A 13,091-nucleotide genomic window follows, 5' to 3' on the forward strand; every position below is an offset into this window, starting at 1 on the left:
CTAGGGAGCTCTCCGATGCATGACGACCGCACACTGGTCGAAGCCCGTCTCAAGCGCGTGCTGGACGAACGCCTGCGCCCGGCCGTCTACCCCGAGTCCGTGCCGATGGACGTGCGCGTCTGGCACGCGCCGGGCGACCCCGTACCCGTCGCCGAAGGGCTGGCCGCGCCCGCCGAGCCGATCGCGGCCGGAGCCGCGTGGGGCGCGCCGTGGGGCACGAGCTGGTTCACGGTCACCGGCACGGTCCCGCGGGAATGGGCGGGCCGGACCGTCGAGGCGGTGCTCGACCTCGGCTTCGACGAGAACATGCCGGGCTTCCAGTGCGAGGGCCTGGTCTACCTGCCCGACGGCACACCCGTGAAGGGGCTCAACCCGCGCAACCAGTGGGTGCGCGTCGGCGCGCCGGTGGCCGGCGGGGAGCAGGTCGAGCTGCGGATCGAGGCGGCCTCCAACCCGGTCGTGCTCGGCTACAAGCCGTTCGTGCCCACCCCGCTGGGCGACAAGGAGACCGCGGGCAGCGAGCCGCAGTACCGGCTGGTGCGTATGGACCTGGCCGTCTTCGACGAGACGGTCTGGAACCTGATCCTCGACCTGGAGGTGGCCGGGGAGCTGATGCACGAGCTGCCCGCCGACAGCGGCCGCCGCTCGGAGCTGACGCGGGCGATCGACCGCGCCCTGGACACGATCGACCTCCAGGACGTCAACGCCACCGCCGAGGCGGCCCGCGCCGAGCTGACCGGCGTGCTGTCCGCGCCCGCCGTGCCCTCGGCCCACCGGATCAGCGCCGTCGGCCACGCCCACATCGACTCGGCCTGGCTCTGGCCGCTGCGCGAGACCGTCCGCAAGGTCGCCCGTACGGCGGCCAACATGACGGCGCTGCTGGCCGACGAGCCGGAGTTCGTGTTCGCCATGTCGCAGGCCCAGCAGTGGGCGTGGATCAAGGAGCACCGGCCCGAGGTGTGGGCCAAGGTGACCAAGGCGGTGGCGGCCGGGCGGTTCGTACCGGCCGGTGGCATGTGGGTGGAGTCCGACACGAACATGCCCGGCTCCGAGGCCATGGCCCGGCAGTTCGTGCACGGCAAACGCTTCTTCATCGAGGAGTTCGGCGTCGACAACGAGGAGGTGTGGCTGCCGGACACGTTCGGCTTCGCGGCCGGGCTGCCGCAGATCATCAAGGCGGCGGGCTCGAAGCGGCTGCTCACGCAGAAGATCTCCTGGAGCCGGACGAACACGTTCCCGCACCACACGTTCCTGTGGGAGGGCATCGACGGGACGCGGGTGTTCACCCACTTCCCGCCGGTGGACACCTACAACTGCTCGATGAACGGCAGGGAGATCGCGCACGCCGCCCGCAACTTCAAGGACAAGGGCGTCGCCCGCCACTCGCTGGCCCCCACCGGGTGGGGCGACGGCGGCGGCGGCACCACCCGCGAGATGGTGGCCAAGGCCGCCCGGCTGCGCGACCTGGAGGGCTCGGCCACCGTCACCTGGGAGACCCCGGCCGACTTCTTCGCCAAGGCCGAGGCCGAGTACCCCAGCCCGCCGGTCTGGGTCGGCGAGCTCTACCTGGAGCTGCACCGGGCCACGCTCACCAGTCAGGCCAAGACCAAGCAGGGCAACCGGCGCAGCGAGTCGTTGCTGCGCGAGGCCGAGTTGTGGGCCGCCACGGCCGCCGTACGCGCGGGCGCGCCCTACCCGTACGAGCGGCTCGACCGCATCTGGAAGACGGTGTTGCTGCACCAGTTCCACGACATCCTGCCCGGCTCGTCGATCGCGTGGGTGCACCGCGAGGCCAGGAACACCTACGCGGCGCTGGCCGACGAGCTGACCGGCCTGATCGCCGACGCCCAGCGGGCCCTGGCCGGGGACGGCTCCCGGGAGCTGGTCTTCAACGCCTCCCCGCACGCCCGCAACGGCGTGCCCGCCGGGGGCGCGGGCCCGGCCGTACCGGGGGCCGCGACGAGCAGGGAGCCCCGCGAGGGCGGCGGTTACGTGCTGGACAACGGCCTGCTGCGGGTGCAGGTCGACGGGCGCGGCCTGATCGTCTCCGCCTACGACCTCGGGGCCGGGCGCGAGACCCTGCCGCCCGGCCAGGCCGCCAACCTGCTCCAGCTCCACCAGGACTTCCCGAACATGTGGGACGCCTGGGACGTGGACGAGTTCTACCGCAACACGGTCGTGGACCTCACCGCCGCCGACGAGGTGACGGCCGGCGCGGAGCCCGGCTCGGTCCGCGTCACCCGTTCCTTCGGGCGTTCGTCCGTCACGCAGGTGATCTCCCTGGCGGAGCGGCGCGTCGACATCGCCACCGAGGTCGACTGGCACGAGACGGAGAAGTTCCTCAAGCTGGCCTTCCCCCTCGACGTACGCGCCGAGCGCTACGCCTCCGAGAGCCAGTACGGCCACGCCTACCGCCCCACCCACACCAACACGAGCTGGGAGGCGGCCAAGTTCGAGGCGTGCAACCACAAGTTCGTGCACCTGGACGAGCCGGGCTGGGGCGTGGCCGTGGTCAACGACTCCACGTACGGCCACGATGTGACCCGTGCCGTGCGCGAGGACGGCGGCACCACCACGACCCTGCGGGTGTCGTTGCTGCGCGCGCCCCGCTTCCCCGACCCCGAGACCGACCAGGGCAGGCACACGTTCCGGCACGCCCTGCTGCCCGGGGCGACGATCGGCGACGCGGTGCGCGAGGGCTGGTTCGTCAACCTGCCCGAGCGCGTGCTGACCGGCGGCGCCGAGGTGGCCCCGCTGGTCACGGTGGACGACGACGCGGTCGTGATCACCGCGGTCAAGCTGGCCGACGACGGCAGCGGCGACGTGGTCGTGCGCTTCCACGAGTCGCGCGGCGGCCGGGCCGCGGCCACGCTCACGGCCGGCTTCCCCGTCAGCTCGGTGACCGTGACCGACCTGCTGGAACGCCCGCTGGCCGAGCCCGAGCGGCCCGGCCGGTCGATCCGGGTGACGCTGCGGCCGTTCGAGCTGGTCACCCTGCGGCTGGCGCGCTGAAGCACCCGTCAGCGGAGGGGATGGGTGCCCGGGTGCGCGTCCCACCACTGGCGGAAGATGGGGTTGTCATCGATGTGATCCTCGAAGGCGGCGGCGAGCCCGCGGTAGATGGCCGCCGCCGCGTCGAGGCCGATCAGGTCCCTGCGCCAGGCCATGACCAGGTGCCCGACCTGCGGCTCGCCCGCCAGCGGCCGTACGGCGGTGCCCTCGGGCACCGGCCAGGTCGGATCGACCAGGCGTACGCCGAGCCCGGCGGCGACCAGCGGGCGGCCGGCCCCGCTGGGGGCGTCGTAGCGTACGTCCGGCTCGAAGCCGGCCGCCCGGCAGGCGGCGCGCAGGGCGGCGAGTGAGCCGTCGTCGGCGCCGGCCGGGCTGATCCAGCGCTCGTTCCGCAGGTCGGACAGGTGCACCTCGGGGTGCTCGGCCAGCGGGTGGCCGGCCGCCATGGCCACGAAGATGGGATACCTGGGCACCAGCGTGCGGGTGACCACCGGCGGCGTGAGGGTGACGTCGAACCCCTCGATCATGCCCATGAGCGCGGCGTCGAGCTGGCCGTGGGTGAGCGCGTCGGCGAGCTGCGCGCTGGACGGCTCGATGCGCAGGGAGATCGACCGGCCGGGTAACGCCTCGCCGACCCGGTCCACGACGCTGGCCACGCAGGCCAGATGGCTGCATCCGAGCCGGAGGCCGGAGACGGCCGGGTTGGCGTCGTGCAGGTCGCCGAAGAGCGAGTCGATCTCCGACAGGACGATCCGGGCGCGGGCGATGACCTGGCGGCCGAGCGGGGTGGGTTCGACGCCGTTCCGGCTGCGGGTGAACAGGTCGCCGCCCACCATCTCCTCGATCTTGCGGAGCTGGGTCGTGATCGCCGGTTGGGACAGCCCGAGGCGTGCCGCCGCCTTGGTGACGCTGCCCGCCTCGGCGATCGTACAGACCATTCGGAGATGCCGGAGATCCAGGTCCATAGCCCAGAATTATGTGACATGTGATGGCTGTTGGCGACGTATTCGGGATGCCCCATAGGCAACACTTATGCGGCGCCGTATGACCACGCCCTCCGGACGGACCGCACACTCATACCCGACCTCGCATCCATGCGGATACCCCCCGGAGGTTCTAGTGCGCAAGGTCCTACCAGGCTGGCGGTTGATCGTCCCGCTGGCCGCCCTCACCCTCCTGTCGCCCTTCGCCGCCACGGCGGCTCACGCGGCGGCCGAACCCCCGCCGGCCCCCTCGCTCACGAGGGTGACCGACGACGACGCGCCCCACGTACGCAAGAAGGCACTCGACACCCGTGACCGGGCGCCGCAACCCGCGGCCAAGGACGTCCTGCGCCGCGACTACGACGAGCCGGCCACCCAGGCGGAGCACGCCAGGCCGTCGGCGCGGAAGGGCGTCGCCGCGGCGGCGGCCGCCTGCAACGTCTCCGACTTCACCAGCCGCACCGGCAGCGCGCTCGTCCAGCAGATCAAGGCCAGCACGACCGACTGCGTCAACACCCTGTTCAACCTGACCGGCACGGACGCCTACTACGCCTTCCGCGAGGCGCAGATGTCCAGCGTCGCCTACGCGCTGCGCGACAACTCCGCGAGCTACCCCGGCGACAACACCACCGGAACGGCGCAACTGGTCCTCTACCTGCGCGCCGGCTACTACGTCCACTGGTACTACTCCGGCGACGTCGGCACGTACGGCCAGGCGCTCACCACCGCGATCCGGTCCGGCCTGGACGCCTTCTTCGGCAGCTCCCGCGCCTGGACCGTCAGCGACGCCAACGGTGAGGTGCTGTCCGAGGCCGTCACCCTCATCGACAGCGCCGAGCAGAACGACCGCTACCTGTTCGTGGTCAAGCGCCTGCTCGACGGCTACAACAGCTCCTACGACACGTCGTGGTGGATGCTCAACGCGGTCAACAACGTCTACACCGTGCTGTTCCGCGGCCACCAGGTGCCCGCGTTCGTCAGCGCCGTGCAGTCCGACCGCAGCGTCCTCGACAGCCTCAACTCCTTCGCCACCAACCACCTGAACCTGCTCGGCACCGACCGCTCCTATCTCGCCTCCAACGCCGGGCGCGAGCTGGGCCGCTTCCTCCAGCACGCGGCGCTGCAGGCCACCGTCCGGCCGCTGGCCAAGAACCTGCTCGGCCGCAGCGCCATGACCGGCGCCACCGCGCCGCTGTGGGTGGGCGTGGCCGAGATGACCGACTCCTACGACAAGGCCAACTGCTCCTACTACGGCACCTGCGACCTGGCGAACCGCCTGGCGGCCAGCGTGCTGCCGATCACCCACACCTGCAGCGCCAGCATCAGGGTCCGCGCCCAGGACGTCACGGCCGCCCAGCTCGCCGCGACCTGCTCCAGCCTGGCCAACCAGGACGCCTTCTTCCACAACCTGGTCAAGGACACCGGCCCGGTCTCGGGCGACAACAACACCACCCTCGAAGTGGTGGTCTTCGACTCCAGCACCGACTACCAGACCTACGCCGGCGCCATGTTCGGCATCGACACCAACAACGGCGGCATGTACCTGGAGGGCGACCCCGCCGCCGCGGGCAACCAGCCCAGGTTCATCGCCTACGAGGCCGAGTGGCTGCGCCCCGACTTCCAGATCTGGAACCTCAACCACGAGTACACCCACTACCTCGACGGCCGCTTCGACATGTACGGCGACTTCAACGCCGGTGTGAGCACGCCGACCATCTGGTGGATCGAGGGCTTCGCCGAGTACGTCTCCTACTCCTACCGCAAGGTCGTCTACGACGCCGCGATCACCGAGGCCGGCAAGCGCACGTACGCCCTCAGCACGCTGTGGAACACCACCTACGACCACGACACCACCCGCATCTACAGGTGGGGCTACCTGGCCGTCCGCTACATGTTCGAAAAGCACGCGGCCGACGTGGCGACGCTGTTGAACTCGTACCGGACCGGCGCGTGGAGCACCGCCAGGACCTTCCTGACCAGCACCATCGGCAGCCGGTACGACTCCGACTGGAACACCTGGCTCACCGCCTGCGCGGCCGGGGCCTGCTCGGGCGGCGGGGGCGGCAACCAGACGCCGACCGCGGCCTTCACCTCCACGACCAGCGGCCTCACGGCCGCCTTCACCGACACCTCCACCGACTCCGACGGCACCATCGCCTCCCGCCGCTGGGACTTCGGTGACGGCGCCACCTCCACCACGGCCAACCCGTCGCACACCTACGCGGCGCAGGGCACGTACACGGTCACGCTGACGGTCACCGACAACGGCGGCGCCGGCGCGCCGGCCAGCCGGCAGGTCACGGTGTCGACCGGCGGCGGCTCGACGCCGGAGTGCACCGCCTCCGACACCCGCGTCCTCGACAAGAACTGCAAGCGCAGCAACCTGTCGGCCACCCAGGGCAACTACGCCTACTTCTACATCTACCTGCCCGCGGGCACGGCCCGGCTGACCATCACCGCCTCCGGCGGCACCGGGAACGCCGACCTCTACTACAACGCCGCGAACTGGGCCACCACCTCGGCCTACACCCAGCGCTCCACCGCGTCGGGCAACGCCGAGACCCTGGTGATCAACAACCCGCCCGCCGGTTACAACTACATCAGCCTCCACGCCGCGCAGGCCTTCTCCGGCGCGACCGTCAAGACCGAGTACTAGACCCCCCGGGTGCCGGGACCGGCGAGCCCCCTCCCGCCGGTCCCGGTCCGGGACTCCTCACCTCACTGGAGTGATCCGTGACTCTCCGTAACGTGCTGACCGCGGGGCTCCTGCTCGGCGTGGCGGCCTGCGGCGGCGGCGGCAAGGCCGCCGCACCGGCGGCGGCCGGGGGCGGGACCCTGACGATCCTGTCCAACCAGGACTTCTCCCACCTGGACCCGGCCCGCAACTGGACGATGCCCCAGATGGACTTCGGCATCCGGCTGATCTACCGCACCCTCACCACCTTCAAGGCAGGCAGCCACGAGATCGTCCCGGATCTGGCGACCGACCTGGGCACCCCGTCCGACGGGGGCAAGGTGTGGACCTTCACCCTCAAGGAGGGCGTGAAGTACGAGGACGGCACCCCCGTCGTCTCCAAGGACATCAAGTACAACGTGGAGCGTTCCTTCGCCCCCGAACTGCCCGGCGGCCCCAACTACGCCCAGCTCTACCTGCGCGACGCCGCCGACTACAAGGGGCCGCTGAAGGGCGAGCACCTGGACTCGATCGAGACCCCCGACGACCGGACGATCGTCTTCCGCCTCAAGCGGCCGGTTGCCGAGTTCTCCTACACGGTGACGCTGCCGACGTTCGCGCCCGTGCCGGCCGCGAAGGAGGCCGGGGCGCAGTACGACAACCGGCCCTTCTCCTCCGGGCCGTACAAGATCGAGCGGTACGACCGGGGCAAGGAGATGGTCCTGGTACGCAACCCGCACTGGTCGGCGGCCACCGACCAGGTGCGCAAGGCCGCGCCCGACCGCATCGTGGTCAAGCAGGGCCTGCGGCAGGGCGTGATCGACGACCGGCTCATCGAGAGCAGGGGCGAGGACGCCTCCTCGATCTCCTACACCGACGTCAGCGCCGCCAGCCTGGCCAAGATCCTGCCGCGCCCCGACGTCAAGTCGCGGCTGGTCAACGCCATGTCGGGCTGCACAGACATGATCGGCTTCAACACCTCCAAGCCGCCCTTCGACGACCTGAAGGCCCGGCAGGCGGTGCACTTCGCCCTGGACAAGCAGGCGCTCCAGACCGCCGCGGGCGGCCCGGCCATGACCTCGATCGCCACCGCCTACCTGCCGCCGGCCCTGTCGGGCGGCACGGCACAGGACGTGTTCCGGCTCCCGCCCGGCGGGGACGTAGAGAAGGCCAAGGCCCTGCTGGGCGGCAAGGGGCTGAACGTCAAGATGACGATCTCGACCGGCGACAAGGCGCTCGGCGAGGCCGTGCAGGCGTCGCTGAAGCGGGCCGGCATCGAGGTCGTGCTCACCCCCGTCGATCCCTCGGTCTACTACGACACCGTCGGCGACATCGCCAAGACGCCCGACCTGTTCACCTACGGCTGGTGCCCCGACTACCCGTCCGGGGCGACGTTCCTGCCGTTGTTGTTCGACGGGCGCACGATCGTCGAGAAGGGCAACTCGGGCAACGTCTGGCAGTTCAAGGACGAGGCCGTGCAGAAGCGCATCGACGAGATCCAGGCGATGAGCGACCCGAAGGCCGCCGAGACCGCCTGGATCGACCTCGACCGGCAGATCATGCAGTCCTCGCCCGCGGTGCCGTACGCGTGGGACCGCAAGCCGATCCTGGTCGGCAAGGACATCGCCGGCGCGGTCGGCCATCCCGTCTGGTCCGGGCAGCTCGACTTCGCCGTGCTGGAGGTGAAGCAGAAGTGAGCAACGGCTACCCCGGATACCGGCGGATCCGGACATGACGGCGACGGTCGTCGCCGCGAGCCCGCCCGCCCGGCTGGTCAGGAAGCGCCTGCTGGGCGGCGCGGCCGCCCGGTTCGGGCTGGTCGTGGTGACGGTCCTGGTGCTGGTCGCGCTCGCCGCGCCGCTGCTGACGAAGGTGAACGGCTGGCCGCCGGACGCGTTCGACCCGGCCGCGATCGACCAGGAGCTGGCGGGCGTGCCCAAGGGGGTGCTGGGCGGCGTCAGCGGTGAGCACTGGCTCGGCGTCGAGCCGGTCAACGGCCGCGACGTGTTCAGCCGCATCGTGTACGGCGCCCGCGTCTCGCTGCTCATCTCCACCCTGGCGACCCTGGTGTCGGTGCTGCTCGGCACCGTGTTCGGCCTGCTGGCCGGCTACCTCGGCGGCTGGGCGGACGCGGTGATCAGCCGGACCATGGACCTGCTCATGTCGTTCCCGAGCCTGATCTTCATGATCGCCCTCATCTCGGTCCTGCCGGACGGGGACCGCATGGTCCTGCTCGTGTGCGTGATGGGCGGGTTCGGCTGGCCGTACATCGGGCGGATCGTGCGCGGGCAGGCGATCTCCGTCAAACACCGCGAGTACGTGGACGCCGCCCGGGTGGGCGGCGCGCTGAACGGCGTCATCGTCTTCCGCGAGATCATGCCCAACATCACCGCGCCGATCCTCGTGTACGCCACCCTCGCGGTGCCCGCCAACATCGGCACCGAGGCGGCGCTGTCGTTCCTCGGCGTCGGGGTGCGCCCGCCGACCGCGTCGTGGGGGCAGATGATCCAGGAGGCGATGCTCTGGTACGAGGTCGACCCCATGTACCTGCTCATCCCCGGCACCTGCCTGTTCCTGACCGTGCTCGCCTTCACCCTCCTCGGCGACGCCCTGCGCGACGCCATCGACCCCAAGGGGGCGGCGCAGTGACGTTGTACCTGGTCAGGCGGGCCCTCGCGGTCGCCGGCGTGCTGCTGGTGATCTGCGCGGTGACCTTCGTGATCTTCTACGTGCTGCCGTCCGACCCGGCCGTCCAGGCGTGCGGCAAGACCTGCACGCCCGAGCGGGTCGCCGAGGTGCGCGCGCAGATGGGCCTGGACCGGCCGCTGTGGGAGCAGTTCGGCGGCTACGTCGTGGGCATCGTCGCGGGCCGCCCCGGCTGCCACGTGCCCTGCCTCGGCTTCTCCTACCAGAACGCGTTGCCGGTCTGGGACCTGCTGATCGACCGGCTCGGCGCCAGCACGTCCCTGGCGATCGGCGCGGCGTTGTTGTGGCTGGCCGTGGGCGTCACGGTCGGTGTGGTCTCGGCGCTGCGACGGGGGAGCGTCCTGGACCGGACGCTGATGATCGCCACGCTGACCAGCGCGTCGCTGCCGGTCTACTTCGTGGCGATGGTGCTGCTCCTGCTGGTGGTACGGGTGACCGGGCTGCTGCCGTACCCGGCGTACGTGCCGCTCACCGACGACCCCGCCGCCTGGGCCGGCAACCTGATCCTGCCCTGGGTGACGCTGGCCGCCCTCTACGCCGCCATGTACGCCCGGCTCACCCGGGCACAGATGATCGAGACGATGGCCGAGCCGTACATCAGGACGGCCCGCGCGAAGGGCCTGCACGAGCGGACGGTCGTCGCCAAGCACGGCATGCGCGCGGCCATGACCCCGGTCGTCACCGTCTTCGGCATGGACCTCGGCGGCCTGCTCGCCGGCGCGATGATCACCGAGACCGTGTACGGTCTGCCCGGCATCGGCCGGCTCGCCTACGACGGCATCGTCAAGTCCGACCAGCCGGTGATCCTCGGCACGACGCTGCTCGCGGCCTTCTTCATCGTGCTGGCCAACCTGCTCGTGGACCTGGTCTACGCGGTCATCGACCCCAGGGTGAGGTACTCGTGATCCTTTCCGTACGCGACCTGTCCGTGAGCTTCGGCGACGTCCGGATCGTGGACGGCGTGTCGTTCGGCGTGCAGCGGGGGCGGACGCTGGGCGTCGTCGGCGAGTCCGGGTCGGGCAAGTCCGTGACCGCGCTGTCGCTGCTGGGGCTGCACCGCCGGGCCACGGTCGCGGGGTCGATCGAGCTCGACGGGGAAGAGCTCGTCGGCGCCCCGGCCGAGCGCCTGCGCCGGCTGCGCGGCAGCGCGGCCTCGATGATCTTCCAGGACCCGCTGTCGTCGTTGCATCCCTTCTTCACGGTGGGGGAGCAGATCGCCGAGGCGTACCGGCTGCACCGGCGTACCAGCAGGCGGGTGGCGCGCGAGCGGGCGGTGGAGATGCTGGCGGAGGTGGGCATCCCGGAGCCGCGGCGGCGCGCCGGGGAACACCCGCACCGCTTCTCCGGCGGCATGCGGCAGCGGGTGATGATCGCGATGGCGCTGGCCTGCGAACCGGGCGTGCTCATCGCCGACGAGCCGACGACGGCGCTCGACGTGACCGTCCAGGCACAGATTCTCGACCTGATCGCGCGCATCCAGCGTGAGCGGGGGCTCGCGGTGGTCCTGATCACCCACGACCTGGGTGTGGTGGCGCGCATGGCCGACGACGTCCTGGTCATGTACGGCGGCCGCACCGTGGAGCACGCGCCGGCCAGGGAGATCTTCAAACGGCCGCTGCATCCGTACACGCGGGCGCTGCTGGACTCGGTGCCGGGGGCGGACCCGGGCCGTACCCGGCTGAGGGCGATCGCCGGGGCGCCGCCCTCGCTGCTCGCGCCGCCGCCGGGGTGCCGGTTCCATCCGCGCTGCCCCGCCGCCCTGGACACGTGCGCGACCACGCGCCCACCGCTCGCGGGCGATCCCCACCGGGTCGCGTGCCATCTGGAAGGAGCCGACCACTGATGCTCTCCGTACGGGACCTGCGGATGACCTTCCCCGGACGCCGTGGGCACGGGGTCCGGGCGGTGGACGGCGTGAGCTTCGACGTGCCGGAAGGCCAGGCCCTCGGGCTGGTCGGCGAGTCGGGCTGCGGCAAGTCCACCACGGGACGCATGATCGTCCGGCTGCTCGAACCCACCGGCGGGACCGTCACCTTCGACGGCTGCGACATCACCCACCTGGGCCCGCGGGCCCTGCTCCCGATGCGCGGCCGGCTACAGATGATCTTTCAGGACCCGTTCGCGTCGCTCAATCCGCGCCACACCGTGCGGCAGATCGTCGCCGGGCCGCGCCGGACCGTGGACCGGGACGGCGTCGTCGAGTTGCTCAGGCTCGTCGGCCTGGACGCCGAGCACGCCGACCGCTACCCCCACGAGTTCTCCGGCGGCCAGGCGCAGCGGATCGGCATCGCCCGCGCCCTCGCCTCCCGCCCGAGCCTGATCGTCTGCGACGAGCCGGTCTCGGCGCTGGACGTGTCCATCCAGGCCCAGATCGTCAACCTGCTCGCCGACCTGCGGGCCGACCTCGGGCTCGGTTACCTGTTCATCGCGCACGACCTGTCGGTGGTGCGGCACATGTGCGAGACGGTCGCCGTCATGTACCTGGGCCGGATCGTGGAGACCGGCTCCTCGGCCACCGTCTACTCCGACCCCGCGCACCCCTACACGCGTACGCTCCTGTCGGCCGTGCCGGTGCCCGATCCCGAGGTGGAGGCCGCGCGGGAGCGTATCGTCCTGCTCGGCGACCCGCCCAGCCCGCTCGCGCCGCCGCCCGGCTGCACCTTCCATCCCCGCTGCCCGAAGGCGCAGGCGTTGTGCCGCACCGAGGCGCCGGTGCTCACGCCGGTGCGGGGGCGGCAGGTGAGCTGCCACTTCCCGGAGGAGTGAGCAGCCCGGCGTAGAGGTCCCAGAACCGGTCCTGGTCCACCTCGCGTACGGTGCGGCCGTCGGCGTCCGCGACGACGCCGGGGTCGAGGAAGGCCGCCGCGGCCACAGCGTCCCAGACGGGCAGCCGGTGCCCGGCGTCCTTCGCGAACAGCGGGCCCTGGAGCTCCTTGAAGAGCGTGCGGACCGGTGTCGCGGGGCCGGCGACCACCCGTCCGTAGGTCTCGCGGTCCATGCCGATCCGGTCGGCCGCCTCCAGCGTCACGACCAGCCGGCGCGGGAACGGCGCGGCGAACGCGGCCGCCGAGGCCGCCGGGTCGAACCAGCGGTTGAACTCCGCGCTCTCGTCGGCGGCCCCGAGGTACACCACCTCCTTGATCAGGGGGACCGCCTCGGGGTGGTCGCGTACGACGCGGGCGAGGTTGGTCGCCGGGCCGAGCGCGAACACGGTCACCTCGCCTGGATGACGGCTCACCTGCCCGGCGATGAAGTCGGCGGCGCCGCCCGGCGTCGGCCCGCCGGCCGCGTAACCGCCGTGCGGCGGGGTGGCCAGGGCGCGGGGGGACGCCGGCCGGGGCCGTTCCAGGGCGCCGACGTATCCCTCCCGGGACGCCGGCACGTTCGTCTCGCCGGTCACCACCGGGACGTCGGCCCTGCCGATCAGCTCAAGCTGGCGCAGCGCATACGCGGTGCCCTCCTCCGGCCAGGTGTTGCCGCCCACCGTGGTGACGCCGAGCAGGTCCACCTGTTCCGCGGCGGCCAGCAGGAACAGGGCCTGGGCGTCGTCGTTCAGCTCGCCCATGTCGGCGTCCACGATGACCTTGCCCGTGCCGGGCGGTGCGTCGAGCCGGGTGCCCCCCGAGCACGAGACCAGGGCCGCCGCGAGGGCCAGAGTGGTCAGCGCCGCCAGTACTTTTCCTCTCATATCCCCCTTGTCGGGTGAAACGCGCATC

At 71.6% G+C, this 13,091-nt stretch carries 9 protein-coding genes; 7 read left to right on the forward strand and 2 right to left on the reverse strand.

Going from position 1 to position 13,091, the window contains the following annotated elements:
- Nucleotides 1-15 precede the first annotated feature (15 nt).
- Nucleotides 16-3,012, forward strand: coding sequence for a glycoside hydrolase family 38 C-terminal domain-containing protein (locus tag DMB42_RS43570; protein ID WP_125645470.1), 2,997 nt, complete (start codon nt 16-18; stop codon nt 3,010-3,012).
- A gap of 8 nt (nt 3,013-3,020) precedes the next feature.
- Here the strand turns inward: DMB42_RS43570 and DMB42_RS43575 are convergent, their stop codons facing one another.
- Entirely contained in the window at nt 3,021-3,977 is a 957-nt protein-coding gene (locus DMB42_RS43575; protein ID WP_125645472.1) for a LysR family transcriptional regulator, read from the reverse strand.
- Between the two features lie 154 nt (nt 3,978-4,131).
- Here DMB42_RS43575 and DMB42_RS43580 point away from each other — a divergent pair, with 154 nt between their 5' ends.
- From DMB42_RS43580 to DMB42_RS43605, 6 genes are all read left to right on the forward strand, one after another.
- Complete coding sequence (locus tag DMB42_RS43580; protein WP_260478296.1) at nt 4,132-6,651, forward strand: collagenase; 2,520 nt, start codon at nt 4,132-4,134, stop codon at nt 6,649-6,651.
- A gap of 77 nt (nt 6,652-6,728) precedes the next feature.
- On the forward strand, nt 6,729-8,366 hold the full coding sequence (locus DMB42_RS43585; protein WP_221762629.1) for an ABC transporter substrate-binding protein: 1,638 nt from the start codon (nt 6,729-6,731) through the stop codon (nt 8,364-8,366).
- A gap of 34 nt (nt 8,367-8,400) precedes the next feature.
- A complete protein-coding gene (locus DMB42_RS43590; RefSeq protein WP_125645476.1) occupies nt 8,401-9,318 on the forward strand; it encodes an ABC transporter permease in 918 nt (305 codons plus the stop codon).
- On the forward strand, nt 9,315-10,280 hold the full coding sequence (locus tag DMB42_RS43595) for an ABC transporter permease (RefSeq protein ID WP_125645478.1): 966 nt from the start codon (nt 9,315-9,317) through the stop codon (nt 10,278-10,280). The genes DMB42_RS43590 and DMB42_RS43595 overlap by 4 nt, the downstream gene beginning before the upstream one ends.
- The gene (locus DMB42_RS43600) at nt 10,277-11,218 is read left to right on the forward strand and encodes an ABC transporter ATP-binding protein (protein ID WP_125645480.1); all 942 of its coding nucleotides are present in this window, start codon (nt 10,277-10,279) and stop codon (nt 11,216-11,218) included. Before DMB42_RS43595 ends, DMB42_RS43600 begins: the two co-directional genes overlap by 4 nt.
- Nucleotides 11,218-12,141, forward strand: a complete 924-nt coding sequence (locus DMB42_RS43605) for an ABC transporter ATP-binding protein (RefSeq protein ID WP_125645482.1) — start codon at nt 11,218-11,220, stop codon at nt 12,139-12,141. Before DMB42_RS43600 ends, DMB42_RS43605 begins: the two co-directional genes overlap by 1 nt.
- On the opposite strand, the gene DMB42_RS43610 is transcribed toward DMB42_RS43605, so the two are convergent.
- Nucleotides 12,092-13,063, reverse strand: a complete 972-nt coding sequence (locus DMB42_RS43610; protein ID WP_260478297.1) for a nucleoside hydrolase — start codon at nt 13,061-13,063, stop codon at nt 12,092-12,094. The genes DMB42_RS43605 and DMB42_RS43610 overlap by 50 nt on opposite strands.
- Nucleotides 13,064-13,091: the final 28 nt, after the last annotated feature.

Origin of the sequence: Nonomuraea sp. WAC 01424 (genome assembly GCF_003947315.1) — a bacterium.
Lineage (GTDB): Bacteria > Actinomycetota > Actinomycetes > Streptosporangiales > Streptosporangiaceae > Nonomuraea > Nonomuraea spiralis.

Bases quoted from the DNA above. Each gene is read 5' to 3' on its own strand.
- DMB42_RS43570 (WP_125645470.1), top strand. From the start codon at position 16: ATGCATGACGACCGCACACTGGTCGAAGCCCGTCTCAAGCGCGTGCTG.
- DMB42_RS43575 (WP_125645472.1), bottom strand. From the start codon at position 3,977: ATGGACCTGGATCTCCGGCATCTCCGAATGGTCTGTACGATCGCCGAG.
- DMB42_RS43590 (WP_125645476.1), top strand. From the start codon at position 8,401: ATGACGGCGACGGTCGTCGCCGCGAGCCCGCCCGCCCGGCTGGTCAGG.
- DMB42_RS43605 (WP_125645482.1), top strand. From the start codon at position 11,218: ATGCTCTCCGTACGGGACCTGCGGATGACCTTCCCCGGACGCCGTGGG.
- DMB42_RS43610 (WP_260478297.1), bottom strand. From the start codon at position 13,063: ATGAGAGGAAAAGTACTGGCGGCGCTGACCACTCTGGCCCTCGCGGCG.